This window comes from Roseibacterium elongatum DSM 19469 (assembly GCF_000590925.1).
Classification (GTDB): domain Bacteria; phylum Pseudomonadota; class Alphaproteobacteria; order Rhodobacterales; family Rhodobacteraceae; genus Roseibacterium; species Roseibacterium elongatum.
The window spans coordinates 1,460,249-1,484,618 of record NZ_CP004372.1; the positions used below are offsets into that span (position 1 = coordinate 1,460,249).

At 64.9% G+C, this 24,370-nt stretch carries 29 protein-coding genes and 1 pseudogene; 16 read left to right on the plus strand and 14 right to left on the minus strand.

Annotated elements, in window-relative coordinates:
* Positions 1–232: 232 nt before the first annotated feature.
* Together ROSELON_RS06945 and ROSELON_RS06950 are read right to left on the minus strand one after the other, a co-directional pair.
* Positions 233–1,409: pseudogene (locus ROSELON_RS06945) on the minus strand (acetyl-CoA C-acetyltransferase).
* 185 nt (positions 1,410–1,594) lie between these two features.
* Complete coding sequence (locus tag ROSELON_RS06950) at positions 1,595–2,428, minus strand: EAL domain-containing protein (protein WP_025311698.1); 834 nt, start codon at positions 2,426–2,428, stop codon at positions 1,595–1,597.
* 105 nt (positions 2,429–2,533) lie between these two features.
* Here ROSELON_RS06950 and ROSELON_RS06955 point away from each other — a divergent pair, with 105 nt between their 5' ends.
* On the plus strand, positions 2,534–3,121 hold the full coding sequence (locus ROSELON_RS06955) for a DNA-3-methyladenine glycosylase I (RefSeq protein WP_025311699.1): 588 nt from the start codon (positions 2,534–2,536) through the stop codon (positions 3,119–3,121).
* A 97-nt stretch (positions 3,122–3,218) separates the two neighbouring features.
* On the opposite strand, the gene ROSELON_RS06960 is transcribed toward ROSELON_RS06955, so the two are convergent.
* A complete protein-coding gene (locus tag ROSELON_RS06960; protein WP_038650269.1) occupies positions 3,219–3,773 on the minus strand; it encodes a TlpA family protein disulfide reductase in 555 nt (184 codons plus the stop codon).
* Positions 3,774–3,803: 30 nt separating this feature from the next.
* On the opposite strand from ROSELON_RS06960, the gene argH reads away from it, so the two are divergent.
* From argH to ROSELON_RS06975, 4 genes are all read left to right on the plus strand, one after another.
* A complete protein-coding gene (argH, locus tag ROSELON_RS06965) occupies positions 3,804–5,195 on the plus strand; it encodes an argininosuccinate lyase (protein WP_025311701.1) in 1,392 nt (463 codons plus the stop codon).
* Positions 5,192–5,347, plus strand: coding sequence for an argininosuccinate lyase (locus ROSELON_RS18165; RefSeq protein WP_156945883.1), 156 nt, complete (start codon positions 5,192–5,194; stop codon positions 5,345–5,347). The genes argH and ROSELON_RS18165 overlap by 4 nt, the downstream gene beginning before the upstream one ends.
* Positions 5,348–5,476: 129 nt before the next feature.
* Complete coding sequence (gene greA, locus ROSELON_RS06970; protein WP_025311702.1) at positions 5,477–5,944, plus strand: transcription elongation factor GreA; 468 nt, start codon at positions 5,477–5,479, stop codon at positions 5,942–5,944.
* Between the two features lie 59 nt (positions 5,945–6,003).
* Positions 6,004–7,026: a hypothetical protein gene (locus tag ROSELON_RS06975; RefSeq protein ID WP_025311703.1), complete on the plus strand. Its 1,023-nt coding sequence runs from the start codon at positions 6,004–6,006 to the stop codon at positions 7,024–7,026.
* Positions 7,027–7,073: 47 nt separating this feature from the next.
* On the opposite strand, the gene ROSELON_RS06980 is transcribed toward ROSELON_RS06975, so the two are convergent.
* From ROSELON_RS06980 to ROSELON_RS07015, 8 genes are all read right to left on the minus strand, one after another.
* Complete coding sequence (locus tag ROSELON_RS06980) at positions 7,074–7,697, minus strand: trimeric intracellular cation channel family protein (protein ID WP_025311704.1); 624 nt, start codon at positions 7,695–7,697, stop codon at positions 7,074–7,076.
* On the minus strand, positions 7,694–8,143 hold the full coding sequence (gene rnhA / locus ROSELON_RS06985) for a ribonuclease HI (protein WP_025311705.1): 450 nt from the start codon (positions 8,141–8,143) through the stop codon (positions 7,694–7,696). Before rnhA ends, ROSELON_RS06980 begins: the two co-directional genes overlap by 4 nt.
* Complete coding sequence (locus ROSELON_RS06990) at positions 8,136–8,726, minus strand: class I SAM-dependent methyltransferase (RefSeq protein WP_025311706.1); 591 nt, start codon at positions 8,724–8,726, stop codon at positions 8,136–8,138. The genes rnhA and ROSELON_RS06990 overlap by 8 nt, the downstream gene beginning before the upstream one ends.
* Positions 8,723–9,079 (minus strand): DUF3429 domain-containing protein, encoded by a 357-nt coding sequence (locus ROSELON_RS06995; protein WP_342665323.1) that lies wholly within the window; start codon positions 9,077–9,079, stop codon positions 8,723–8,725. Before ROSELON_RS06995 ends, ROSELON_RS06990 begins: the two co-directional genes overlap by 4 nt.
* Before the next feature lie 142 nt (positions 9,080–9,221).
* Positions 9,222–9,836, minus strand: a complete 615-nt coding sequence (locus ROSELON_RS07000; protein WP_025311707.1) for a LysE family translocator — start codon at positions 9,834–9,836, stop codon at positions 9,222–9,224.
* Positions 9,837–9,877: 41 nt separating this feature from the next.
* Positions 9,878–10,483, minus strand: coding sequence for a class I SAM-dependent methyltransferase (locus tag ROSELON_RS07005; protein ID WP_025311708.1), 606 nt, complete (start codon positions 10,481–10,483; stop codon positions 9,878–9,880).
* Positions 10,480–11,430: a 4-hydroxy-3-methylbut-2-enyl diphosphate reductase gene (ispH, locus tag ROSELON_RS07010; RefSeq protein WP_025311709.1), complete on the minus strand. Its 951-nt coding sequence runs from the start codon at positions 11,428–11,430 to the stop codon at positions 10,480–10,482. Before ispH ends, ROSELON_RS07005 begins: the two co-directional genes overlap by 4 nt.
* 154 nt (positions 11,431–11,584) lie before the next feature.
* Positions 11,585–12,157 (minus strand): LabA-like NYN domain-containing protein, encoded by a 573-nt coding sequence (locus tag ROSELON_RS07015; RefSeq protein WP_025311710.1) that lies wholly within the window; start codon positions 12,155–12,157, stop codon positions 11,585–11,587.
* Positions 12,158–12,437: 280 nt separating this feature from the next.
* Here ROSELON_RS07015 and folK point away from each other — a divergent pair, with 280 nt between their 5' ends.
* The 10 genes from folK (at position 12,438) to ROSELON_RS07065 (ending at position 20,577) form a co-directional block, all read left to right on the plus strand.
* Complete coding sequence (gene folK, locus ROSELON_RS07020; RefSeq protein ID WP_025311711.1) at positions 12,438–13,022, plus strand: 2-amino-4-hydroxy-6-hydroxymethyldihydropteridine diphosphokinase; 585 nt, start codon at positions 12,438–12,440, stop codon at positions 13,020–13,022.
* A gap of 76 nt (positions 13,023–13,098) precedes the next feature.
* Positions 13,099–13,452 (plus strand): DNA-directed RNA polymerase subunit omega, encoded by a 354-nt coding sequence (gene rpoZ, locus ROSELON_RS07025; RefSeq protein ID WP_025311712.1) that lies wholly within the window; start codon positions 13,099–13,101, stop codon positions 13,450–13,452.
* 43 nt (positions 13,453–13,495) lie between these two features.
* The gene (locus ROSELON_RS07030; protein ID WP_025311713.1) at positions 13,496–15,619 is read left to right on the plus strand and encodes a RelA/SpoT family protein; all 2,124 of its coding nucleotides are present in this window, start codon (positions 13,496–13,498) and stop codon (positions 15,617–15,619) included.
* A gap of 105 nt (positions 15,620–15,724) precedes the next feature.
* The gene (locus ROSELON_RS07035; protein WP_342665325.1) at positions 15,725–16,321 is read left to right on the plus strand and encodes a DUF2062 domain-containing protein; all 597 of its coding nucleotides are present in this window, start codon (positions 15,725–15,727) and stop codon (positions 16,319–16,321) included.
* Between the two features lies 1 nt (position 16,322).
* Positions 16,323–17,069 carry a pyridoxine 5'-phosphate synthase gene (locus ROSELON_RS07040; RefSeq protein WP_025311715.1) on the plus strand — a complete coding sequence of 249 codons (747 nt, stop codon included), beginning with the start codon at positions 16,323–16,325 and terminating at the stop codon, positions 17,067–17,069.
* 152 nt (positions 17,070–17,221) lie between these two features.
* Positions 17,222–17,674: a holo-ACP synthase gene (acpS, locus tag ROSELON_RS07045; protein WP_025311716.1), complete on the plus strand. Its 453-nt coding sequence runs from the start codon at positions 17,222–17,224 to the stop codon at positions 17,672–17,674.
* 105 nt (positions 17,675–17,779) lie between these two features.
* Positions 17,780–18,568, plus strand: coding sequence for a signal peptidase I (gene lepB, locus ROSELON_RS07050; protein ID WP_025311717.1), 789 nt, complete (start codon positions 17,780–17,782; stop codon positions 18,566–18,568).
* Positions 18,569–18,570: 2 nt separating this feature from the next.
* Positions 18,571–19,254: a ribonuclease III gene (gene rnc / locus ROSELON_RS07055; RefSeq protein WP_025311718.1), complete on the plus strand. Its 684-nt coding sequence runs from the start codon at positions 18,571–18,573 to the stop codon at positions 19,252–19,254.
* An 82-nt stretch (positions 19,255–19,336) separates the two neighbouring features.
* Positions 19,337–20,242: a GTPase Era gene (gene era / locus ROSELON_RS07060; RefSeq protein ID WP_025311719.1), complete on the plus strand. Its 906-nt coding sequence runs from the start codon at positions 19,337–19,339 to the stop codon at positions 20,240–20,242.
* Between the two features lie 5 nt (positions 20,243–20,247).
* Positions 20,248–20,577: a DUF1491 family protein gene (locus ROSELON_RS07065; RefSeq protein WP_025311720.1), complete on the plus strand. Its 330-nt coding sequence runs from the start codon at positions 20,248–20,250 to the stop codon at positions 20,575–20,577.
* Here the strand turns inward: ROSELON_RS07065 and ROSELON_RS17420 are convergent.
* On the minus strand, positions 20,574–21,191 hold the full coding sequence (locus ROSELON_RS17420) for a Pr6Pr family membrane protein (protein ID WP_156945884.1): 618 nt from the start codon (positions 21,189–21,191) through the stop codon (positions 20,574–20,576). The genes ROSELON_RS07065 and ROSELON_RS17420 overlap by 4 nt on opposite strands.
* Before the next feature lie 65 nt (positions 21,192–21,256).
* Between ROSELON_RS17420 and recO the strand changes: the two genes are divergently transcribed.
* Positions 21,257–21,997: a DNA repair protein RecO gene (gene recO, locus ROSELON_RS07075; protein ID WP_025311722.1), complete on the plus strand. Its 741-nt coding sequence runs from the start codon at positions 21,257–21,259 to the stop codon at positions 21,995–21,997.
* On the opposite strand, the gene thpR is transcribed toward recO, so the two are convergent.
* Both thpR and ROSELON_RS07085 read right to left on the minus strand, forming a co-directional pair.
* Positions 21,970–22,518, minus strand: coding sequence for an RNA 2',3'-cyclic phosphodiesterase (thpR, locus tag ROSELON_RS07080; RefSeq protein ID WP_025311723.1), 549 nt, complete (start codon positions 22,516–22,518; stop codon positions 21,970–21,972). The two genes, recO and thpR, sit on opposite strands and share 28 nt — an antisense overlap.
* Before the next feature lie 101 nt (positions 22,519–22,619).
* Positions 22,620–24,305, minus strand: a complete 1,686-nt coding sequence (locus ROSELON_RS07085; RefSeq protein ID WP_025311724.1) for an acyl-CoA dehydrogenase family protein — start codon at positions 24,303–24,305, stop codon at positions 22,620–22,622.
* Between the last annotated feature and the right edge of the window lie 65 nt (positions 24,306–24,370).

The window sequence follows — 24,370 nt, forward strand, 5'->3', positions numbered from 1 at the left end:
AGCAGCCGGTGTTCGGTCCCAGATATCCAGGCCGCACCCGCCAGCGCCCCGCCGCTCGACCCCCGTGATGCGCGCCGGGGACAAGCGCCGCGCCTGCTGCACGCGTGACAGAAAGCCCCCCTGCCAGAAGCAGCGCAGGCCACCGCCAGAGAAAACGAGTTGCTCGGGGTCCGGCAGGGCGGCCATCACGAAAAACGGGCCGCGCGGGGCCCGTTTTCGTGTTCAATGTCGGTCAGGGGCGTTCGACGCACAGCGCCACACCCATTCCGCCGCCGATGCAAAGGGTCGCGAGGCCTTTCTTGGCGTCACGGCGCTTCATTTCGAAAAGCAGCGTGTTCAGGACGCGGGCCCCCGAGGCGCCGATCGGGTGGCCGATGGCGATGGCACCGCCGTTCACGTTCACGATGGCCGGATCCCAGCCCATGTCCTTGTTCACGGCACAGGCCTGCGCGGCAAAGGCTTCGTTTGCCTCCACCAGATCGAGGTCGTCGACCGACCAGCCCGCCTTGTCCAGTGCCTTGCGCGAGGCGTAGATCGGCCCGACGCCCATGATCGAGGGGTCGAGACCGGCCGTTGCGTAGGACGCGATCCGTGCCAGCGGTTCGATCCCGCGCTTCTCGGCCTCGTCGGCGCTCATCAGGAGGGTTGCGGCGGCGCCGTCGTTTAGGCCGCTTGCGTTCGCGGCCGTGACCGAGCCGTCCTTGGTGAAGGCGGGGCGCAGTTTCTGCATCGCTTCCATCGTCGCGCCGTGGCGGATGTATTCATCGCTGTCCACGACGATGTCGCCCTTGCGGGTCTTGATGGTCACGGCCGTGATCTCGTCGGCGAACCGACCCTCTTTCTGGGCGGCCTCGGCCTTGTTCTGGCTGGCGACGGCGAATTCGTCCTGCATGTCGCGGCTGATCTGCCACTGTTGGGCCACGTTTTCGGCGGTCTGGCCCATGTGATAGCCGTTGAAGGCATCCCACAGGCCGTCGCGAATCATCGTGTCGATATATTGCATGTCGCCCATTTTCTGACCCTGGCGCAGGGGGGCGGCAGTGGGGGCTCATCGACATGTTTTCCTGGCCGCCTGCAATGACGATCTCCGCATCGCCCAGCATGATGTGCTGTGCACCCAGCGCCACCGCCCGCAGGCCCGACCCGCAGACCTGGTTGATGCCCCATGCCGCGGCCTCTTTCGGGAAGCCCGCGTTGATATGGGCCTGACGAGCGGGGTTCTGACCCTGCGCGGCGGTCAGGACCTGCCCGAGGATGGTTTCGCTGATCTCGGACTTGTCGACGCCGGCGCGGTCAGCCACCGCCTCGAGAACGATGCGGCCCAGCTCATGGGCCGGTGTGTTTGCGAATGAGCCCAAGAAGCTTCCCACGGGGGTGCGCGCGGCCGAGGCGATGACGACGTTGGTCATGAATGTCCCTTTCCTTGTGTCCTGCAGCCGTCCCACTCACCCGAGAGGGGGTCGTTCGCAGCTGTCTCGCCATCTTTGATAGAATCCGTATGGGGTCGATACAACCGACAGTGTGTCCCAGCGTCACGCTTTGTCCCGCCCGCGTCCGGGGCCGGCCGATTGCGTGGTCGGGACCAGGTGCCTGGTCAGGCGCGGCGCGCGGTGGGGTCGGCCGTCTGGGCCCAGGGCGGCCTCAGGCTGGGCGCACCGAAGAGATAGCCCTGCATGCAATCGACGCCGGCCTGTGTCAGCCATTGTGCTTCGGCCTGGGTCTCGACCGCTTCGGCAACGACCAGCATGTCGAAATGCCGGCCGAGGGAAATCAGCGCCTCGGACAGGACCTGGTTGTCGGCGTCTTCGTGTACCCCGCGCGAGAACTGGCCATCGATCTTGAGGATGTCGAAGCAGAACTGCTTGAGGTGGCGGAAGGCCGTATAGCCTGCGCCAAAGTCATCCAGCGCGAAGGTGACGCCTTTGTCCTGCAATTCCTCCATGAAAATGGCCACGATCTCGGGCATCTGCATGGCCGAGCTTTCGGTGATTTCGAGGATCAGCCGTTCGACCACGTCGGGCCGGTACTTGAGAAACCCTTTCAGGATCTTCATCCATTTCGGGTAACCAACCGACCGGGCCGACATGTTGATCGACAGGCGCAGGGTGGGGTGCTGATGCAATGTCCGCAGACCCGCAAGCAGGGCGGCACAATCGATCTGGCGGCCAAGATCGCGGTCTTCCACAGCACCCATGAAATCGCGCGCCGGTATGATCCGGCCGGTTTCGTCGAGGATCCGGATCAACCCCTCCCAGAAGGCGACGCCTTGCCCGTCCGCGCGGATGATCGGCTGAAAGGCGAGCACGGCATCGTTGCGGGCCAGCGCCTGTTCGACCATGGCCATGGTGCCGCGGTCCCGCTGGCTGATTGCGACCTCGAGCGGGCTGCCAAGGCCGGGTTCGATCAGATCGTGCCCTTTGCGCCGCATATCTCCACCTCCGTGCATCCTTCGATGGACGTAATGCCGCCACAGCTCTTAAGAATCGGTGAAATTTCACATTTTGTTCTAATTGCAGGCAGAAAGGCGCGGACAATGCGTGACACGGAAAGCGGGCGTTGCGGATGGTGTGGCACCGACCCGCTTTATGTCGCCTACCACGATACCGAATGGGGCGTGCCCGAACGCGACAGCCGGGCCTTGTGGGAAAAACTGATCCTCGACGGGTTCCAGGCCGGCCTCAGCTGGATCACGATTCTGCGCAAGCGCGAGGCGTTTCGCGACGCCTTCGCCGGGTTCGACCCCGAGGTGATCGCCGCCTGGGGCGAGCCCGAGGTCCTGCGGCTGCTGGAGAATCCGGGGATTGTCCGCCACCGTGGCAAGATCGAGGCGACGATCGGAAACGCCCGCGCCTTCCTCGAGATGGAGGAGGGCCGCGGGTTCGCAGACCGCATGTGGGATTACGTCGACGGCACCCCGATCCAGAACAGGTGGACGACATTGGCCGAGGTGCCGGCCTTCACCCCCCTGTCCGAGGGCATATCGAAGGATCTGAAGCGGGCGGGCTTTCGGTTCTGCGGCCCGACGATCGTCTATGCCTGGATGCAGGCCACCGGGTTGATCAACGACCACCTCGTCGGTTGCCCGCGTTACGCACCTGTCGCGGCGCTTTCGCAGGGGTAAGGTTCGGCGGGAAACGTTTTTTCCCTCGACCGGCGTTGCGGCGTCGCGAGGGAGAAACCCGGTTTTTTCGTCTGTTGTCCCGTAGGGAAATCGGCGATCACCCGTCGGCGATCAGCGCCTCGATCAGGGTCATCGCCTCGGGGCTGGCCCAGTCGGCGTCGCCCCGCAGCCGGGCGATTTCCTGCCCGTCGCGGTCGAGAATGACGGTGATCGGCAGGCCAAACACGCCCATATCACGTGCGATCTGCTGGTTGATATCGCGATACTGGGGCAGGGCGGTCACGCCCTCTTCCTCGAAAAAGCGGCGAATGGCCTGGGGCGGATTGCGCCCGGTGGCAAGTGTCACCACCCGGAACGTGTCGCTGCCCAGGGTTTCCTGCAAGGTGTTGAGCGCCGGCATTTCCTCGCGGCAGGGGGCGCACCACGTGGCCCAGAAATTCAGGACGATCACCTGGCCTTCGAAATCGGACAGGCGCCCCTCGGTCTCGTCTTCGCGCAGATAGGGGCCGGTCGAGATGTCCTGCGGCGTATCGTGCAGCACGAGGCCGCGCATCTCGCCGGTGGTCAAATCCGACAGGTCCTGCGCGGCGGCGGCATTTGCACCGAGGCCAAGGCCGATGTAGAGCACGAACGCGCACATGCTGCGGATCATCTTTTCACTCCCTCCGAAGGGCGACTGGACATGTCTGACACGGGCTCCAACACGATGTGGGGCGGCCGCTTTGCCGCCGGGCCGGACGCGATCATGGAGGCGATCAATGCCTCGATCGGGTTCGACAAACGACTGGCGCGGCAAGACATCGAAGGCTCCCGCGCCCATGCCGCCATGCTGGCAGCCACGGGCATCCTGAGGGATAGCGACGCCGAGGCCATCCGGGAAGGGCTGCTCACCGTATTGTCAGAGATCGAGGCCGGCACATTCGCGTTTTCGACCGCGCTGGAAGACATCCACATGAATGTCGAGGCCCGGCTGAAGGATCTGCTGGGCGAACCGGCGGGCCGCCTGCACACCGCCCGGTCGCGCAACGATCAGGTGGCGACCGATTTTCGCCTTTGGGTGCGCGATCAGATCGACGCCGCCATCGCGGGGCTCGAGGCGCTGCAGCGCGCCCTGCTGACACAGGCCGAGGCCGGGGCCGATTGGGTCATGCCCGGCTTTACCCATCTGCAAACCGCGCAGCCGGTGACCTGGGGCCATCACATGATGGCCTATGTCGAAATGTTCGGCCGCGACGCCAGCCGGTTCCGCGATGCCCGCGCGCGCATGAACGAATGCCCCCTCGGCGCGGCGGCGCTGGCTGGCACCTCCTTTCCCATCGACCGGCACATGACGGCCGAGGCGTTGGGGTTCGAAGCGCCTTGCGCCAATTCGCTCGACGCCGTCAGCGACCGGGATTTCGCGTTGGAATTCCTGTCCTCGGCGACCATCTGCGCCATGCACCTGTCGCGCTTCTCGGAAGAGCTGGTGATCTGGTCCTCGGCGCAGTTCCGTTTCGTCGCCCTGTCGGACCGGTTTTCGACCGGGTCGTCGATCATGCCGCAGAAAAAGAACCCCGACGCGGCCGAGCTGATCCGCGCCAAGATCGGGCGCATCCTGGGGGCCAATGTGGGCCTGCTGACGGTGATGAAGGGGCTGCCGCTGGCCTATTCCAAGGACATGCAAGAGGACAAGGAACAGGTCTTCGACGCCGCCGACAGCCTGATGCTGGCGCTAGCCGCGATGGAGGGGATGGTGCGCGATATGTCCGCAAACCGCCCCGCATTGGAAACGGCCGCGGCCAGCGGGTTTTCCACCGCGACCGATCTGGCCGACTGGCTGGTGCGGGAACTGGACATGCCGTTCCGCGAGGCGCATCATGTCACGGGCGCTCTGGTCAAGCTGGCCGAAGACAAGGGGTGTGATCTGCCCGACCTGACGCTTGCGGACATGCAAGGCGTCAACTCCGGGATCACCGAGGGTGTCTTCGACGTGCTGGGCGTTCACAACTCGATCGCTTCGCGCACCTCGTACGGGGGAACGGCCCCGGACCAGGTGCGCCTGCAAATCGCCCGCTGGAAGGAGAGGCTGGCATGACGACGAAACGGTCCCTGTTGCCCCTGGCGCTCTGCGCCGTCCTGCTGGCGGCCTGCGGTGCGGATGGCGAGCCCGAAACGCCCGATCGCGCGACGCCGGGGGTGTCTGTCTCCGGCACGGTCGAAATCGGGCTCAGGGGCGGGTCGCGCTAGGCCCCATGGACCGGTCGCGCCGCGCCGGGCGCGCGCCCCATGATCGGTGTTGAACCCGCAAGGTTCCGGCCTTACGGTCCATCAACCAACGTGCCGAACCCTTACGCTTTTTTCCAAAGAACAGGTCCAATGGAAAAGATCCCGATGACACCCGCGGGCCACAAGGCCCTGAACGACGAACTGAAAAAACTGCGTACCGTCGAGCGCCCGGCGATCATCCAGGCGATCGCCGAAGCGCGGGAACATGGCGACCTGTCGGAAAACGCCGAGTACCATTCGGCCCGCGAAAAGCAGTCATTCATCGAGGGGCGCATCAAGGAGCTTGAGGGCATGCTTGGCCTTGCGCAGGTCATCGACCCCAAAACCCTGTCGGGACCCATCAAGTTCGGCGCCACGGTCGTGCTGGTCGACGAAGATGACGTCGAAAAGAAATACCAGATCGTGGGCGAGGCCGAGGCGGATATCGAAAAGGGCCTTCTCAACATCAAGTCGCCCCTTGCGCGCGCCTTGATCGGCAAGGAAGAGGGCGATACCGTCGATGTCAGGACGCCGGGCGGCACCAAGGAATACGAGATCCTCACGATCTCCTACGTCTGAACGGGCTCGCGGACGGCCACACCCTGTCTGACTGCCTGTGCTGAGGTCGCCGCCACCCGATGCAAGATGACTCCAAGCCTTCGTCCCTGGACCTCGGTCTTTACGCCCGCAGCGGGCCCGAGCCCAGGATCACGGCCATCGAAATCATCGCAGGTGCGCTGTCCCTGATCTGGCTGGCGGCGGTGGTGCTGTTCGGCTTCGACGATGGCGACAATGGCGGCGCCGGAATGGCCGGCATGATCCTGTCGGTGCTGGCGATCCTTTTGCCGGTGGCCCTGATCTGGGTGGCGGCCATGGCGGCCCGAACCGCCCGCGCGTTGCGGCAGGAAGCGGCGCGACTGCAGGCCTCCATCGACGCGATGCGGGCGGCCTATGTCGAGCAACAGCAAAAACAGGCACTCGACCTCAAGCCGGACCTGGTGAGAAAGCTCGACGAACTGGTGGCCAGCCAGGGGGGTAGCGCGTCGGATGCGCGCCCGGCCACGTTCACATCGATGCGCGCCGCGCCCCCGCCCGAGGTGCGGGCGGCGATCGGCCCCTCTGCCGATCCGGAATCCGAGGCGCCGCAGCCGGCCCTCGCGCTGGCGCTGTCGCAAACGCCCGAACGCGATCCGATTTCCGTCTCCGACTTCATCAAGGCACTGAACTTTCCCGAGAACGAGCACGACAAGGAAGGCTTTCGCACGCTGCGCCGCGCGCTCGAGGATCGGGGGACCGAACGCCTTATCCGGGCCAGCCAGGACGTTCTGACGTTGCTCAGCCAGGATGGCATCTACATGGACGATCTGCGCCCCGATCGCGCGCGGCCCGAGATCTGGCGCCGCTTTGCGCAAGGCGAACGCGGTCGCCCTGTCGCGGCCCTGGGGGGGATCCATGATCGCTCGTCCCTCGTGCTGGCGGCGGGCCGCATGAAAAAGGACCCGGTGTTTCGCGATGCGGCGCATCACTTCCTGCGCCATTTCGACCGAACCTTCATGGGGTTCGAGAAGAATGCCAGCGACGAGGAAATCGCCCGCCTGGCCGATACACGGACTGCGCGGGCCTTCATGTTGCTGGGGCGGGTGACGGGCACCTTCGATTGAGTCCTGGCCGAAAATCCTTCGAAAAGGATTTTCGGCTTGCAGCGCGCCTAGGATCTTGGGGGGCGGGGCTTGTAGACGGGCAGCGACCATCCGAACGCAAGCGACCCGGCGCGCAGGGCGAAACTGACGGCGATACAGGTGGCCATTGGCACTGCGGGCTGGCTGGTGATCAGGCCCGCGCCGACCGCGGCGCAGGCCCCGCCCAGGGCCGCTGTGACATAGAGCTCGTTCTGCCGGATCAGCAATGGCACCTCGTTCGCGACGATGTCGCGCAACAGACCGCCGAAGCACCCCGTCGTCACACCCATCAGGATGACGATGGTCAGGCTTTGGTCCATTTCGGTCGCCGCCCGCACCCCGGCTGCGACGGCGACCGGCAAGGCCAGCGCATCCAGCCAGACCAGCACGGTCTTTCGGCTCTCCAGCAGATGAGCGGTGAAGAAAACGATCAGCGCAGCAGCCCCCGCGATCAGCAAGGGCACGGGATCGGCGATCCAGAACACCGGGTTCCGGTCCAGCAGCAGGTCACGCACCGTGCCGCCACCCACCGCCGTCAGGCCGGCCAGAAAGGCAAAGCCCACGATGTCCAGTTGCGCGCGGCTGGCCGCCAGTGCCCCCGACAGCGCAAAGATCAGCGCCGAGACATAGTCGAGGGCCAGCACGACGTTCATTTGAACGGCTTCATTCCGGCGCGCGCCAATTCATCGGCGCGTTCGTTTTCGGGGTGCCCGGCATGGCCCTTGACCCATTCCCATGTCACATCGTGGCGGCGTGCGGCCTCGTCCAGCCGGCGCCACAGGTCTTCGTTCTTCACCGGTTTCTTCGTCGAGGTCTTCCAGCCGTTCTTTTTCCAGCTGAACAGCCATGCGGTGATGCCGCCTTTGACATAGGCACTGTCGGTCACGACGGTGATCTTCGAGGGGCGTTCCAGCGCCTCGAGCGCCGAGATCGCGGCCAGCAACTCCATCCGGTTGTTGGTGGTCTGCGCTTCGCCGCCTTTCAGGGTGCGTTCCTTCAGGACGGTCTCGCCGGTCTTGGCCTGCAACAGCGCCCCCCAACCGCCCGGTCCGGGGTTCCCGGAACAGGCGCCATCTGTATAGGCGAATAACTCAGCCATGGCGCGCCGTCATCAGGATGAAAGGCTCTGCCCGGCCGGCAAGCCCCGTCTCTTTGCCGGTTTCGGTATGGATCACCTCGAACCCCGTTTGCGCCAGCAGCGCGACCAGCTCTTCCTCGGAATAGTAGGTGTAAAAGCGGCCCAGCCTGTCGCGCCCTGCGCCCGTGCCCAGTTTGAGGCCCAGAAACAGCAGCCCGTTGGGCGTCAGGGCCCGGCCGATGGCCGTCAGATGCCGTCCCATCTGGTGTCTTTCGGCGTGCAGCAGGCTGAAACTGGCCCAGACCGCGTCGAACGCGGCCGTGGCCGTCAGATCCTCCGCGCCGCAAAGATGCGTATCGACGCGATGGCGGCGGGCTGTTGCGACGAACTCGGGGCATGGGTCGTATCCGATGACACGCATGCCGGCCTCGGACATCAGGCGCGCATGCACGCCGGGCCCGCAGCCGAGGTCGAGGATATGCGCGCCCGGCGGCAGGCGCGCCAGGAACCCCTCGAGGCTGCGGCGTTGCGTATCCGTGATCGGCAGGGCGGCATACTGATCCGCGCGATCGCGATAGGCGTCCAGTGTGCGCGCGTCGCTCATGCCAGCACGGCCCCAAGACCGAGGCAGATCACGACGACAGCCGTCAGCAACAGGCGCAGGCTCATCCACCACTCCGGCGCGACCTTGGCGCGATGCGCGCTCCAGTCGATCGGCAGCAGCACGACAAACCCGACAATCAGGGTCCACAGGGCGGGCTGTGTCGCGCCGGATGCCGTCAGAAACCCCCAGATCGGCGGCAGGACGGACAAGGCATAGAACAGGTTGGCGGTCGGCCCGTCGAAGCGTGTGGCAAACCCCCAGATGACACCGGCCATGAAGCTCAGGATCGTCAGGCCGTAGACCTGCAGCAGGACCGGCCCGTTCAGGCGCGGCGGCAGGATGACCGAGGACAAGGGGGCAAGGTCGGGCCAGATGCTGGTGATCGGCCCCCCAGACAAAGGGGGTCAGGCCAGCGAGGCCGAGCAGAAGCGGGGTCAGGGGTATGCGCGTCATGGGGCGTTATCTGCCTGTCGAACGCGCATGGGGCAAGACCCCTCAGGAGCGTTCGAACGCAAGACGTCCCGCCAGCAGGGCAAAGATCGCGGCGAAGGATCTGTTCAACCATGCCATCACGCGCGCCGAGCCGAGGATCCAATCCCGTGCCGCGGCCGCGAACAGGCCGTAGACCGCGAACACCGCAAATGTCATGGCCATGAAAACACCCCCCAAGACCAGGATTTCCCGCGTCACCGTTTCGGGCGAGCCACTCAGGAAAGGGGTCAGCAGCGACAGGAAGAAGATCGACAGCTTGGGGTTGAGGATGTTGATCAGCGCGCCGCGACGCGCAACGGCAAGGCCCGGTTCAGCCTGTGTGCGCGGCTCGACCCTGAGCGCGCCGCCCGAGCGCAAGGCGCTGTAGGCAAGGTATAGCAGGTAGGCCACGCCTGCGAATTTCACTATGTTGAACAGCACCGCCGAGGTATGCAGCACGGCGGCCAGCCCCAGTGTCGCGGCCAGCAAGTGCGGAACAATGCCGAAGGTGCACCCAAGCGCGGCCCAGATCGAGGGGATGCGCCCGCGTCCAAGACCCACGGCAAGGGTGTAGATCACCCCCGTTCCGGGGGCGATCACGACGACAAGGGCGGTCAGCAGGAATTGCGTGCTCAGCATGGGATCATGAAGGCCGGGATCGGGTCCTGCGTCAATCGGGTTCAGCCGGACGCGATCGCCGTCAGAATGACGAAGGTATCGCCCCCCGACGGGTCGCCCCATCCGTTGCCGGTGCGGCTGCGCGTCACCGTGAAGCGGGTGGATGCGAGCAGCGAGCGAAGCTCGTCTTGCCCGTAATAGGCAAAGCGGCGGCCAAGATCGCAGCGCTGTTCGCCGGTTCCCAGCTTCATGCCGAGATGCAGTGCGCCGCCGGGCATCAACGCCATGTGCAGCCGCTGCAGCAGGCCAGGCAGATCGGATTTCGCACTGTGCAGAAGGCTGAAATTGGCCCAGATGCCGTCGTAGTACGACCGGGCCGAGAGCGCCTCGAAAGGTTCGACACGTACCGTCAGCCCATAGCGGCGCCGCGCAAGGGCCGCCATTTCGGGTGTCACATCGGTGGCATCCACCAGATACCCGGCCTTGTGAAAGGCGGCGGCCCAACGCCCCGGCCCACAGCCGAGATCGAGGATTCGCCCGCCCGGTGGCAGGAGGGCAGAGAAGGCGGCGATGTCGTCGCCATGGTCGAGGTCATGCGGGGCAAGGTCTTTCGCCGCATAGCGCCTTGCCGCCCGTGCATAGACGGCGATCGTGGCGGCGTCGCTCATGCAGGAACGCGCAACACCCGCGGCACCTTGAACTCGACGTTTTCCTGGGCGGTCTCGATAACTTCGACGGTCACGTCGTAGCGGTCGCGAAAGGCGTCGATCACCTCGTTGATCAGCACCTCGGGGGCGCTGGCGCCGGCGGTGATCCCAAGGGTCGAGATCCCCTCGAGCGCGCGCCAATCGATATCGGTCGCGCGTTGCACCAGCTGGGCATACTGGCAGCCGGCCCGCGCACCCACCTCGACCAGCCGTCGCGAGTTCGAGGAATTCGGCGCCCCCACGACCAACATCGCCTCGGCTTTTGGAGCCATCGCCTTGACGGCCTCTTGCCGGTTGGTTGTGGCGTAGCAGATGTCTTCCTTGTGGGGGCCGACGATGTTGGGAAAGCGTGCTTTCAGCGCGGCCACGATGTCGGCGGTATCGTCCAGCGACAGGGTGGTCTGCGTGACAAAGGCCAGGGTGTCGGGGTCGCGGACCTCAACCGTGGCCACATCCTCGACCGTTTCGACGAGCAAGACCTCGCCCTCGGGCAGTTGGCCCATCGTGCCGACGGTCTCAGGGTGCCCCTCGTGGCCGATCATGATCATCTGAAGGCCGTTCTCATGATGGCGCGCGGCCTCGATATGCACCTTCGACACCAACGGGCAGGTCGCATCGACATAGATCATCTCACGGCGCTGCGCTTCGGCGGGGACGGATTTCGGCACGCCATGGGCCGAGAAGATGACGGGCCGATCCTGCGGACACTCGTCCAGTTCCTCGACAAAGACCGCGCCCTTGTCGCGCAGATCGTCGACCACGAATTTGTTATGCACGATCTCGTGCCGCACATAGACGGGCGCGCCCCATTTCTGCAGCGCCATCTCGACGATCTTGATCGCGCGATCCACGCCGGCACAGAACCCGCGCGGTGCGGCAAGGTAAAGGGTCAGGGGGGGCTTGGTCATGATGCGGCCTATGGCGACGAAAACAGATCAGGCATGTCCAACAGGTATCGCCCGCCCCCCGGCCCGTCCAGCCCAAGCTGCGCGGGCGAACTGCCGCGCCCGACGATGTCTGCCCCGTCGGCGGGGCGGTAGGGCGCGACGGAAGGGCTGCCGGTCAGTCGGCGTCGATTTCGGCGTCGACGCGATCTTGGCGCGGTTCCCGCGGGGGGCGGCCGATGACGTCCTTCAGCTCGTCCAGCTCGATGAAATTGTCCGCCTGCCGCCGGAGGTCATCGGCGATCATCGGCGGTTGGCTGCGGATGGTCGATACCACCGAGACGCGCACGCCCTTGCGTTGCACCGCCTCGACCAGGGGGCGAAAATCGCCGTCACCCGAAAACAGGACGATGTGATCGACGTGTTCTGCGGTTTCCATCGCGTCCACGGCCAGTTCGATGTCCATGTTGCCCTTGACCTTGCGCCGGCCGCTGGAGTCGGTGAACTCCTTGGCGGGCTTGGTCACCATGGTGAAGCCGTTGTAGTGCAGCCAATCCACCAGCGGGCGGATCGGTGAATAGTCGTCGTTTTCCAGAAGCGCGGTGTAGTAGAAGGCGCGCAGCAGCTTGCCGCGCTGCATGAATTCCTGGCGCAACAGCTTATAGTCGATGTCAAACCCCAGCGCCTTTGCAGCAGCGTAAAGGTTCGAGCCGTCTATGAACAGCGCCAGCCGTTCGTCCCGATAAAACATTCGAAACAACCCCGTTCTCAAAAGCTTCGCGCGAGGCTGTCCCCACCCGGGCAAGCTCCCGGATCCCCTCGCGACCCGAAGACGCGTCATCAAGTATCGGCCACCGATGTGCAAGGCGCAATGGCGCATAGCACCTGCCCGCCATGCTCAAACCTGTTGTTCGGTTCTTTGTCGACCGTGCAATTGTCATGCCGTGACGTCATCTGCCATATGGCGACGAACCGCGTCCATTTGCAAACGAAATGACATGCACCTTCCCACTGATGTAGCCCCCCTTTCCGTGCAGGCCGCAAACGCGCCGGGCACCGTCTATGTGGCGCTCGGCGCAAATCTGCCGGGACCCTTCGCGTCGCCCAAGGCAGGCGTGCTGCATGCATTGGAGCGCCTTTGCGCTCTGCCGGGGGGCAGGCGCTTGCATGGCGGCGGGTTGTATCGGACGCCGGCCTACCCGGCAGGCAACGGGCCGGATTTCGTGAATGCGGTCGTCGCGATCGAGGCTGACAACCCGGCGGCCTTCATACAGGCGGCCTTTGGTATCGAGGCCGAGTTCAACCGCGCCGAGGATCGCAAGGCAGGGCGATGGGCCCCGCGGGCCATCGATATCGACATTGTGGCCTTGGGCGATCGGATCTGGCCCGATCCGGCGCGGCACAAGGCGCTGCGCGACATGGCGCCGATCGATCGCGTTCTGACCGACGACGAAATCGTGATACCCCACCCCGCGATGCAGGAACGCGCCTTCGTGCTGAAACCGATGGTCTTTTTCGCGCCGGACTGGCGCCACCCCGCGCTGGGCAAGACGGCGCGCGATCTGGCGTTGGCGCTGCCACGGCCCGAGCTGGAGGCGGTCGTCCCCCTGACCTGAATTCCGGTTGTCAAGGGCCGCAAAGGCCGTTATGACATCCGTTCGAACTTATCCCAAAGCAAGGTCGGAGTGCTCCATGGCCCGCGTGACGGTTGAAGACTGCGTTGACAAGGTTCCGAACCGGTTCGAGCTGGTGATGCTCGCCTCGCACCGGGCGCGCGAGATCGCCTCGGGCGCGGCGCTGACCGTCGATCGCGACAACGACAAGAACCCCGTCGTCGCCCTGCGCGAGATCGCCGAGGAAACCCAAGGCGCCGACGACCTGCGCGAGCGTCTGATCGAAAGTCATCAGACCCAGATCGAGGTCGATGAGCCCGAAGAGGACGCGATGGCGCTTTTGCAGGGCGTTGAGCGTGATCGCCCCGCCGAGGATGACATGGACGAAGAGCAGATGCTGCGTGCCCTTATGGAAGCGCAGGGTCAGAAGTAAGCCGCCGCGGTAGCCCGGTGTTGGTGGAGCTGACGACCCGTTCATGATCGACGCCGACGACCTGCTCAGCCTTGTAAAGAATTACAATCCGAAAACGAACGAGGCGCTGCTCCGCGGCGCCTACGCCTATGCCAAGGCCATGCACGAGGGGCAGACGCGCCACTCGGGCGAGCCCTATTTCACCCATCCCGTTGCAGTGGCCGCCATCCTGACCGAACAGCGGCTGGATGATGCGACCATTGCGACCGCGCTGTTGCACGACACGATCGAGGACACCAAGGGCACCTATTCCGAGATCGCGCAGAAATTCGGCCGTGACGTGGCCGAACTGGTCGATGGTGTCACCAAGCTGACGAACCTGGAACTGTCCAGCCGCGAAACCAAGCAGGCCGAGAATTTCCGCAAGCTGTTCATGGCCATGTCCAAGGATCTGCGCGTGATCCTGGTCAAGCTGGCGGACCGGCTGCACAACATGCGCACCATCCGCCACATGCCGCCCGAGAAGCAGGCGAAAAAAGCGCATGAAACCATGGACATCTATGCACCGCTTGCCGGCCGCATGGGGATGCAATGGATGCGCGAAGAACTCGAGGACCTTGCCTTTCGCGTGCTCAACCCCGAGGCGCGCGCCTCGATCATTCGCCGTTTCATCACGTTGCAAAAGGAAACCGGCGACGTGATCCCCAAGATCACCGAGGATATCGAGCACATCCTCGACAAGCACGGGGTCAAGGCCGACGTGTTCGGTCGCGCGAAAAAGCCGTTTTCGATCTGGCGCAAGATGCAGGAAAAGCAGTTGGCCTTTTCGCGTCTGTCCGACATCTACGGGTTCCGCGTCATCACCGAGACCGAGGATGACTGCTACCGCGTGCTGGGGGCCATCCACCAGCGCTGGCGCGCCGTTCCCACCCGGTTCAAGGACTATATCAGCCAGCCGAAATCGAACGGCTACCGCTCGATCCACACCACCGTCTCGGGGCGTGACGGCAAACGGGTCGAGGTGCAGATCCGCACCCGCCAGATGCACGAAGTGGCCGAGGCCGGCGTGGCCGCGCACTGGTCCTATCGCGACGGTGTGCGCGCCAAGAACCCCTTTGCCGTCGATCCGGCGAAATGGCTGGAAAGCCTGACCGAACGCTTCGAGAATGCCGAGGATCACGACGAGTTTCTCGAACATGTGAAGCTCGAGATGTATTCCGACCAGGTGTTCTGCTTCACGCCAAAGGGTGATGTCGTGAAACTGCCCAAAGGGGCGACGCCGATCGATTTCGCCTATTCGATTCACACGCGAATCGGTCACTCCTGCGTCGGGGCCAAGGTGGACGGTCTGCGCGTGCCCTTGTGGACGCGGCTGAAGAACGGTCAATCGGTCGAGATCATCACCGCCGAGGGGCAGACGCCGCAGGCGACCTGGCTGGATATCGTGGCCACGGGCCGGGCCAAGGCCGCGATTCGGCGCAACCTGCGCGAGGTCGACCGCGAACGCTACATCAAGCTGGGCCGCGAACTGGCGCGCGTGGCCTTCGAGCAGGTGGACAAGCGGGCCACCGAAAAGGCGCTGATGACCGCGGCCAAGGCGCTGAACCTTGCGACAGGCGACGAGGTTCTGGCGCGAATCGGATCGGCCGAACTGTCGGGGCGGCAGGTCGTGTCGATGCTCTACCCCGAACTGGTCAACGACGATATCGGCGGCGAGATCGAGGAACGCCGCGCCGTCATCGGTCTTCCGCCGGGTGCCGAGACGCGCCGTGCGCAATGCTGTCAGCCCGTTCCGGGCGAGCGCATTGTCGGCATCACCTATCCGGGCAAGGGGCCTGTCGTGCACGCGATCGATTGCGAGGCGCTGGCTGATTTCGACGACACGCCCCAGCGCTGGATCGATCTGCACTGGACCGAGGGTCGCCACGCCCCGACCCACAACGTGACGCTGGATGTCACGCTCTCGAATCAAAAGGGAACCTTGGGGCGCATCTGCACATTGATCGGTGAGCAGAACGCAAATATCTCGGATCTGCATTTCATTGATCGGAAGCCGGATTTCTACCGTATCCTTGTCGATGTTGATGTGCGGGACGCCGAGCATCTGCACGCGGCGATGATGGCGGTCGAGGCAGATAGCGACGTTGCCAGCATGCACCGGGTGCGCGATCTCGACCGGCGCCCCTGAGGCAGCCCGCAAGGACGAGGCGGTGCCCCGGCGGACGGGCCCGATGAGGAGAGGAAAGGCAGCTTGGTCTTCAAGAGGCGGGACCAACGGTCATGGCTCAGGATCGTGGCCGAAGCGATCTGGCCCCGCGGTGGCTGGGGCCGGGCCTTTCAGTATGTGCAGCACAGGCTGCGTCGACTGCCCGGAACGCCTGAACAGATCGCCCGCGGGGTCTTCGCAGGCACCTTCACCATCTTCACGCCGTTCTTCGGCCTGCATTTCGTGGTGGCGGCGCTTCTGGCCAAGGTCATGCGCGGCTCGATCCTGGCGGCCCTTCTGTCCACCTTTCTGGGCAATCCGCTGACCTATGTGCCGATCGCCATCATCTCGATACAGACCGGGCATTTCCTTTTGGGCACCAGCCCGCGCGGCGAGGTGGACGAATCGATCTTCGCCAAATTCGGCGGTGCGGCCGGTGACCTGTGGCACAATATCATCGCGATGTTCACCCCGGCACAGGCCCATTGGGGCGATCTGCGGATCTTCTATAACGATGTCTTTTTTCCGTGGATGGTTGGCGGGGTTGTGCCGGGGCTTATCTGTGCGCTGACCTGCTACTACCTGAGCGTTTCGGTCATCCGCGCATATCAGAAACGCCGCGCGTCGCGATTGCGGGCCAAGATGGAAAAGCTCAGCCGACAGGCCGAGGCCGAAAGGGGATGAGATGACAGAGCGCAAGTTGCGTCTGGGTGTGAATATCGACCATGTGGCCACCCTCAGGAATGCCCGTGGCGGGGCGCTGCCCGATCCGGTGCGCGCGGCGGTGATGGCCCAGCAGGCCGGGGCCGATGGCATCACCGCCCATCTGCGTGAAGATCGCCGCCACATCCGCGACGCCGATATCGACGCGATCATGGACGCCATTTCCATTCCGCTGAATTTCGAAATGGCCGCAACCGACGAGATGCAGCGTATTGCCCTCGCCCATCGTCCGCACGCCGCCTGCATCGTGCCCGAACGCCGCGAGGAACGCACGACCGAAGGCGGCCTCGAAGTGGCCGCCGATCAGAACAGGCTGGCCGATTTCATTGCACCTTTGCGTGATGCGGGCATGCGCGTGTCGCTGTTCATTGCGTCCGATCCGGCCCAGATCGAGGCGGCGCACCGCATCGGGGCCCCGGTCATCGAACTGCACACCGGGGCTTATTGCGATTTCCATGCCGAGGGCGACATGGCCGCGCGCGACGCGGAACTGGCCCGGCTGGTTGATGGTGCGAAACAGGCGGCGGATCTCGGGCTCGAGGTGCATATGGGCCATGGCCTGACCTATGACACCGTCGCGCCCGTCGCGGCCCTGCCCGAGGTGGCCGAGTTGAACATCGGCCATTTCCTGATCGGCGAGGCCGTGTTCGTGGGGTTGCCGGCCGCCATTGCGCAAATGCGCGCGGCGATGGACGCGGCCCGCGCCTAAGGCGTTGCGCATCCGGCGCGGCGCACGCGCGATCTTGCATCCCGTGGCGCAAATCGGCAGGTGTGGGGGCGACAAGGGCGGCGGGCCGCCCGGCACCATCCGGCGCCCGGCCCCACGCCCCCGGACCCTCCGTTGAGAGAGAAAACGACCAGATGATCCTCGGCATCGGTACAGACCTTGCGAATATCGAACGCATCCAGCGTGCCCTTGACCGCTTCGGCGATCGTTTTCGCAACCGCGTGTTCACGGTGACCGAGCAGACCCGCGCCGAACGCATGAAAGACCCCGCCGCGACCTATGCCAAACGCTGGGCCGCCAAGGAGGCATGTTCCAAAGCGCTCGGAACCGGCCTTCGCATGGGGATCGCTTGGCGCGACATGGCCGTCACCAACCTGCAATCGGGGCAACCGGTGATGGAGGTCACCGGCTGGGCCAAGGAACGCCTGCACCAGATGACGCCCGAGGGCTATGTCGCCGTGATCCATGTCACTTTGACCGATGATCACCCCTGGGCGCATGCGCAGGTCCTGATCGAAGCCCTGCCCGAGGACGAAGAGGCAAAGCGCCCACAGGTCGGACCGGTCTCGCGGCGGCGTCTGAGCTGACGGTCAGCCGGGGCCGCAAGGCGCAGGGGGTTGCTTGACTTGCGCCCCCGCGGGCCGCATGAACCGCGGGAACGGTCGAGAGGCAGGCAGCGAAAAGGCAGGACCATGGCAGCGGCAAAAGCCAAGCAAGACGGTATCTGGGAAACGATCAAGACCATCATATACGCCCTGCTGATCGCAGGCGTCTTTCGGACCCTGTTCTTTCAGCCGTTCTGGATTCCGTCCGGGTCGATGAAAGACACGTTGCTGATCGGCGATTTCCTGTTCGTCAACAAGATGGCCTATGGCTACTCGCGCCATTCCTGCCCGTTCTCGATGTGTCCCTTCGACGGACGGCTCTTTGGGCGCGAACCCGAACGCGGCGATGTCGTCGTCTTTCGTCACCCGGTGAACGGCGAGGATTTCATCAAACGGGTGATCGGCCTTCCGGGGGACCGGGTGCAGGTGATCGACGGCCGCCTGCACATCAATGGCGAAGCGGTCGAGATCACACCCGAGGCTCCGTTCGAGGAAATCTATGAACGGCAGGGCCCGATCGGCCACTTGCCGCGCTGTTCCAACGCGCCGGTCGGAGAGGGCGCAACCTGCGAGAAAGAGCGGGCGACCGAAACCTTGCCGGGCGGTGTCAGCCACTCGATCCTTAACATTCAGGATGGGACGCGTGGCGACAACACGCCGGAATATGTCGTGCCCGAGGGCCAGTATTTCGTAATGGGTGACAACCGAGACAACTCTGTCGACTCTCGGTTTCCGCAATCTGTCGGGGGCGTCGGGTTCGTACCGTTCGAAAACCTTCTCGGCCGCGCGGACCGTGTCATTTTCTCTTCTGCCGGGCAGCGCATGATCTATTTCTGGACCTGGCGCGCGGATCGTTTCTTTCACCGGATCGACTGACCATGGCGCTGGCGCGCGAAGTGATCGCCTTTTGTGACCGGCTGGGGCATCGGTTTTCCGATGAGGATCTCATCCTGCGCGCCTTGACCCATTCCTCGCTATCCTCGGCCAGTCGTCCCGATAATCAGCGGCTCGAATTCCTTGGGGACCGGGTGCTGGGGCTGGTGATGGCACAGGCCGTGCTGCAGCGCGACCAGACCGCCAAGGAAGGCACGCTTGCCCCGCGCTTCAATGCACTGGTCCGCAAGGAAGCCTGCGCCGAGGTCGCGCGCGAGATCAATCTGGGTGCCGTTCTGCGCCTGGGCAAATCCGAAATGACGACGGGGGGGCGGCGCAAGACCGCCCTTTTGGGCGATGCGATGGAGGCCGTGATCGCGGCCGTCTACCTCGATGCCGGGTTCGACGTGGCGCAGAATCTTGTCCTGCGTCTTTGGGGCGAGCGTCTGGAACGCGTGGCCGAGGATGCGCGCGATCCCAAGACGGCGTTGCAGGAATGGGCACAGGCGCGGGGCCAAACCCCGCCGCGCTACACCGAGGTGGCGCGCACCGGCCCGGATCATGCGCCGGTCTTCACGGTCGAGGCCCGCATGGAAACAGGCGAAAGCGCCCGCGCCGAGGCCCGCGTGAAACGGCAGGCCGAACAGGCCGCCGCCCGCGCCCTGCTGGAGCGTTTGACCTCCGGCTGACCGGCGCTGCGCGCGGCGTGGGCTGGCGTCGTGGCGCGTTTGCGGCTAAAGCCCTCGGTCTGATGTCACGAGGATACCCGCCATGACCACCCGCGCCGGATTCGTTGCCCTGATCGGAGAGCCCAACGCGGGCAAATCCACCCTTTTGAACCGGATGGTCGGGGCCAAGGTCTCGATCGTCACGCACAAGGTCCAGACTACGCGGGCCCGCATTCGCGGTGTGGCGATCGAGGATCACAGCCAGATCGTCTTTGTCGACACGCCAGGCCTGTTCCGCCCCCGCCGACGGCTGGATCGCGCCATGGTCGCCGCCGCCTGGACGGGGGCAGCGGATGCCGATGTGGTCGTCCTGCTGATCGAGGCGCATCGCGGCAAGACAGAGGGGGTTCAGGCCATTCTCGACAGCCTGACCGAAAAGGCCGGGGGTCGCCGCATCGCCTTGGCCATCAACAAGATCGACCGTGTCGAGGCCCCCGTCTTGTTGAAGCTGACCGAAGAGATGAACGCCGCCTACCCGTTCGAGGAAACCTTCCTGATCTCGGCGGAAAAGGGATACGGCGTCGACGATCTGCGCCGCTGGCTTGCCCAAGCGATGCCCGAGGGGCCATGGCTTTACCCCGAGGACCAGATCGCGGATTTGCCCATGCGCATGATCGCCGCGGAGATGACCCGCGAGAAGCTGACCCTGCGCCTGCACCAGGAATTGCCCTATCAACTGACCGTCGAAACCGAAAGCTGGCAAGAACGCAAGGATGGCTCGGCCCGGATCGACCAGGTGGTCTATGTCGCGCGCGACGGGCACAAGGGCATCTTGCTGGGCAAGGGCGGCGAGACCATCAAGGCGATCTCCAAGGCCGCGCGCGAAGAGTTGGAAGAGTTCCTCGGGCGAAAGGTTCACCTGTTCCTACAGGTCAAGGTGCGGCCCAACTGGTTGGACGAGGCCGAGCGCTATTCGGAAATGGGTCTCGATTTCCGCGACGGGAATTGAAGCGCATGGCACGGCTGACGGCCGAGTTCTGGGTGCAGGCCTATCTGGCGCGGCTGCGGCTGGCCGATATCCCCGCCTTTGTCGTGGCGCATGGGGATGACACCGCCGGAGCGGTGCTGGTCAAGCTCAACACGCTCGACGGCACGGCGCGTGCGTTCCAGCGCAGTTTCGATCTGATGACCGGCGACAGGGCGTGGGTCGTGCTGGCCGAGGGGCAGGAGGCCACGGTTGACGCAGCCATCGCGCGGCAGCGCGACGTCGACCCCGATCTCTGGGTCGTCGAGGTCGAGGATCGCGCGGGCCGTCATCTGTTGGACGAGCCTGGTCTGACCTAGCGGTCTGCGTAGCGGCCGATTGCGATAAAGACGACGCCGGCCAACAGCATCGCGATCAGATACATGCCCAATGTCGCGGCAACCCGCGCCGGCCCCAAGGCGCTCACATCCATGAACGGATAGGGATAGATCCCATCCTGCGCCGCCCATCCCAGCACATAGGCCCCGTAGATCGACGGCCACAAAATGAAGATCGGCAGATCGGCCCAGACCAGCGCCCGCTTGGGAGCATCGAACAGCCACCATAGCAGCACGGCGCCGGGAAGGATCGTGTGCAACCCAAGATCGGCCCACCACCCGATGCCGGTCGGCTCCCAAAGCTGGGACAACCGCGCATGATAGACCACCGCCACGACCAATTCCGACAGGGTCAGGGCGGCCAGCCAGGGCGCCCCGACGCCCCGTATCTTGCGGAAATTCACCGCAGCCAGAGTTACGACCACCAGCGCCGCCGTCGGGATGGTAAAGAACCGGGTCATGGCTAACAGGGTTTCGACCGGCCCGGTGCCCATCTGGTCGACCAGATAGACCCATTGCGCCAGCAACGCGAACCACGCCCCGAGGGCGATCAGCAGGGCGCGTCGGCGGGCTGGTCGGGTCAGGGTCGGAAACATGCGCCAGACCCTGCCACGCAGCCCGGCCATGGACAAGCACACCGGCCCGCCGGATAGTGCGCCCCATGGAATGGCGCGCGGACGGGATCTTGCTGACGATGCGGCGGCACGGCGAAACCGCTGCCATTCTCGAGATGTTCACCAAAGCGCAGGGCCGCCATCTCGGGGTCGTGCCGGGCGGGGCCTCGCGCCGCCTGGCACCGCATTTGCAGCCGGGCGCACAGCTCGACGTGACATGGCGCGCGCGCCTGTCGGACCATCTGGGCAGTTTCAAGGTCGAACCCATCGCGGCCCGTGCCCCCGAGGTCATGGGCGACCGCGTGGCGCTGGCAGGGTTGGGCGCTGTCTGCGCGCTCTTGTCCTTCTGCCTGCCGGAACGCGAGGCGCACCCGGCGCTCTATGCCCGATCAAAGGCGCTGCTCGATGGGCTCGGGGCGGCCAGATGGCCCGAGGCCTATCTGGGCTGGGAACGGGCGCTGCTGGATGAAACAGGGTTCGGTCTGGCTTTGGATGCCTGCGCCGTCACCGGCACGAACGAGGACCTCGCCTTCATCTCGCCGCGGACCGGGCGGGCCGTGTCGCGCCAGGGGGCGGGCGACTGGGCCGATCGTCTGCTGCCCTTCCCGGCCTGCTTGTCAGGCGCGCCGGCAAGCGGCCCGGACGAGGTATTGGCCGGCCTGACGACAACCGGTCATTTCCTGGCACACCATCTTGCACCCTCCCTAGGGGAAAAACCGCTTCCGCCCGCGCGGCAACGCTTTGTCGATCTGCTTGCGCGTCAGGCCAACGGATCGGCCAGGGGATAGCGGGCTAAGGCCTCGTGAATGGCCCCACCCGGTGTCAGGGTAGACCCGTACAGCACCACGGCCTCGGCCCTGAAGCCCGGCATCTCCGCGCGGGCGCCCAACTGTGCGGCAATCCGGTCTCGGTCCATGCCCCTCGGCCGGCGATTGGCGCGGATCAACGTCACATGGGGCCGGAACCGCCGCCGGGGCAGAGCGATCCCGGCGGCGCGCACAAGGCGTGTGATCTTGGCCTGCAACCCATCGAGCGCGTCCGAGTGGCGCACCGCGGCAAAGATCAACCCGCGATCCATCTCCGTAAAACTGTCCAGCCCCTCGAATGCCACGTCAAAGGATGGCCAGCCCAACCCGCCAAGCGCCATGTCGATGTCGGCAAGCTCTGTCTCGGACACATCACCGAGGAAGGCGAGCGTGAGGTGCAGGTTTTCCTCGGGCACCGGTTTGCCGAAGGAAAACCCCTCTTGCAGACGCAAGAGGGCCGTTGCGGTGTCAGGCGGGAGGGGCAGGGCGAGGAAGGCACGCATGCTGCAACGAAAAAGGACGGGCTGCCCTTTGGCAACCCGCCCCTTCATCTTGGCGAAAAAACTCTCGGGGGTGCGGGGGCAGACAGCCCCCGCCGACCCGCTCAGCCCAACAAGCGCCGCGCGATCACCTGCGCCTGAATTTCGGCGGCACCCTCGAAGATGTTCAGGATGCGCGCGTCGCACAGGATGCGGCTGATGGTGTATTCCAGCGCGAAACCGTTGCCGCCGTGGATCTGCAACCCGTTATCGGCACAGGCCCAAGCCACGCGGGCGCCGAGCAATTTCGCCATGCCGGCCTCGACATCGCAGCGCCGCCCCTCGTCCTTTTCCCAGGCCGAGAAATAGGTCAGCTGACGCGCGATCATGATCTCGACCGCCATCATGGCCAGTTTGCCCGACACGCGCGGAAACGCGATCAGAGATTTGCCGAACTGCTTGCGATCCTGTGCGTATTGCATCGCGACGTCCAGCGCCGACTGCGCGACGCCGATGGCGCGGGCGGCGGTCTGGATGCGAGCCGATTCAAACGTCTCCATGAGCTGCTTGAAGCCCTTGCCTTCCTCGCCGCCCAAGAGGTTTTCACCCTTCACGTGGAAATCGTCGAATCCCAGCTCGTATTCCTTCATGCCGCGATAGCCCAGAACCTCGATCTCGCCGCCGGTCATCCCCTCGGTTGGGAATGGGTGCTCGTCGGTGCCCGGCTCCTTCTCGGCCAGGAACATCGACAGGCCCTTGTAGTCGGTCGTGTTCGGATCGGTGCGCGCCAACAACGTCATGACATGGGTCCGCGAGGCGTGGGTGATCCAGGTCTTGTTGCCCGTCACCTTATAGTCGCCGGTCTCGTCCTTGACCGCGCGGGTGCGCAGGCTGCCCAGATCGGACCCGGTGTTGGGTTCGGTGAAGACGGCGGTCGGCAGCTTCTCGGCCGAGGCAAGCGCCGGAAGCCATTTCTGCTTTTGCTCCTCGGTGCCGCCGGCCAGGATCAGTTCGGCCGCGATTTCCGAGCGGGTGCCAAGGCTGCCGACGCCGATATAGCCACGCGACAGTTCCTCGGACACGACGCACATCGACGCCTTGGACAGGCCAAAGCCACCGTATTCCTCGGGAATGGTCAGGCCGAAGACACCCATCTCGGCCAGTTCCTCGATCACCTCCATCGGGATCAATTCGTCCTTCAGGTGCCATTCATGGGCATGGGGAAGGATGCGATCGACCGAGTAGCGGCGGAATTGCTCGCGGATCATTTCGAGTTCTTCGTCGAGGCCCGACGCGCCGACCGTGATCTCGGCTGCGCGCTCCTGCATCAACTCGACAAGGCGGGTGCGCGCGGCCTGCGTGTTGCCGCCCTGGGCCAGGGTCATGACCTCGGGGATCATGAGCGCGCGCTGGTCTTCCTGCGTCAGGCCGATGTCCTGCGGGCGCAGCATTTCGCCCTGGCTCATCGGGATGCCGCCATAAAGCTGCCAGAGGTATTCGCCGAACGCGATCTGCTGGATCAGCTGCTCGACCTCGCCGAACTTGCCCTCGCCCTGCAGTTTTTCGGCCCAGGCCTGCATCTGGCGCAGGGCCTCGACATAGGTGGCCAGCCAGGCCAACCCATGCGCGGCGGTCTGGTTCGCCTCGACCAGCCCGCCCGAAATGCGGCCATCTTTGGTGACCTCGGCGCGCAGGCGCTCCTTGGCGGTGTCCAGCATCACCTGGGCGGGCGCGATGGCGGCCTTCGTCAGCGACAACAGATCCGGCAGGATCACGTCGGTTTCGGGGATCGGCTGTCCGTCACGGGGCATCGTCGGTCTCCTTCAAAATGGCACATCTCGTGTGGTTATCGGCTGACTTAGGGCGTTTGCACCTG

Coding starts and splice junctions, on each gene's coding strand:
- ROSELON_RS06950 (WP_025311698.1), bottom strand. CDS start 2,428: ATGCGGCGCAAAGGGCACGATCTGATCGAACCCGGCCTTGGCAGCCCG.
- ROSELON_RS06955 (WP_025311699.1), top strand. CDS start 2,534: ATGCGTGACACGGAAAGCGGGCGTTGCGGATGGTGTGGCACCGACCCG.
- ROSELON_RS06960 (WP_038650269.1), bottom strand. CDS start 3,773: ATGATCCGCAGCATGTGCGCGTTCGTGCTCTACATCGGCCTTGGCCTC.
- argH (WP_025311701.1), top strand. CDS start 3,804: ATGTCTGACACGGGCTCCAACACGATGTGGGGCGGCCGCTTTGCCGCC.
- ROSELON_RS18165 (WP_156945883.1), top strand. CDS start 5,192: ATGACGACGAAACGGTCCCTGTTGCCCCTGGCGCTCTGCGCCGTCCTG.
- greA (WP_025311702.1), top strand. CDS start 5,477: ATGGAAAAGATCCCGATGACACCCGCGGGCCACAAGGCCCTGAACGAC.
- ROSELON_RS06975 (WP_025311703.1), top strand. CDS start 6,004: ATGCAAGATGACTCCAAGCCTTCGTCCCTGGACCTCGGTCTTTACGCC.
- ROSELON_RS06980 (WP_025311704.1), bottom strand. CDS start 7,697: ATGAACGTCGTGCTGGCCCTCGACTATGTCTCGGCGCTGATCTTTGCG.
- rnhA (WP_025311705.1), bottom strand. CDS start 8,143: ATGGCTGAGTTATTCGCCTATACAGATGGCGCCTGTTCCGGGAACCCC.
- ROSELON_RS06990 (WP_025311706.1), bottom strand. CDS start 8,726: ATGAGCGACGCGCGCACACTGGACGCCTATCGCGATCGCGCGGATCAG.
- ROSELON_RS07000 (WP_025311707.1), bottom strand. CDS start 9,836: ATGCTGAGCACGCAATTCCTGCTGACCGCCCTTGTCGTCGTGATCGCC.
- ROSELON_RS07005 (WP_025311708.1), bottom strand. CDS start 10,483: ATGAGCGACGCCGCCACGATCGCCGTCTATGCACGGGCGGCAAGGCGC.
- ispH (WP_025311709.1), bottom strand. CDS start 11,430: ATGACCAAGCCCCCCCTGACCCTTTACCTTGCCGCACCGCGCGGGTTC.
- ROSELON_RS07015 (WP_025311710.1), bottom strand. CDS start 12,157: ATGTTTTATCGGGACGAACGGCTGGCGCTGTTCATAGACGGCTCGAAC.
- rpoZ (WP_025311712.1), top strand. CDS start 13,099: ATGGCCCGCGTGACGGTTGAAGACTGCGTTGACAAGGTTCCGAACCGG.
- ROSELON_RS07030 (WP_025311713.1), top strand. CDS start 13,496: ATGATCGACGCCGACGACCTGCTCAGCCTTGTAAAGAATTACAATCCG.
- ROSELON_RS07040 (WP_025311715.1), top strand. CDS start 16,323: ATGACAGAGCGCAAGTTGCGTCTGGGTGTGAATATCGACCATGTGGCC.
- acpS (WP_025311716.1), top strand. CDS start 17,222: ATGATCCTCGGCATCGGTACAGACCTTGCGAATATCGAACGCATCCAG.
- lepB (WP_025311717.1), top strand. CDS start 17,780: ATGGCAGCGGCAAAAGCCAAGCAAGACGGTATCTGGGAAACGATCAAG.
- rnc (WP_025311718.1), top strand. CDS start 18,571: ATGGCGCTGGCGCGCGAAGTGATCGCCTTTTGTGACCGGCTGGGGCAT.
- era (WP_025311719.1), top strand. CDS start 19,337: ATGACCACCCGCGCCGGATTCGTTGCCCTGATCGGAGAGCCCAACGCG.
- ROSELON_RS07065 (WP_025311720.1), top strand. CDS start 20,248: ATGGCACGGCTGACGGCCGAGTTCTGGGTGCAGGCCTATCTGGCGCGG.
- ROSELON_RS17420 (WP_156945884.1), bottom strand. CDS start 21,191: ATGTTTCCGACCCTGACCCGACCAGCCCGCCGACGCGCCCTGCTGATC.
- recO (WP_025311722.1), top strand. CDS start 21,257: ATGGAATGGCGCGCGGACGGGATCTTGCTGACGATGCGGCGGCACGGC.
- thpR (WP_025311723.1), bottom strand. CDS start 22,518: ATGCGTGCCTTCCTCGCCCTGCCCCTCCCGCCTGACACCGCAACGGCC.
- ROSELON_RS07085 (WP_025311724.1), bottom strand. CDS start 24,305: ATGCCCCGTGACGGACAGCCGATCCCCGAAACCGACGTGATCCTGCCG.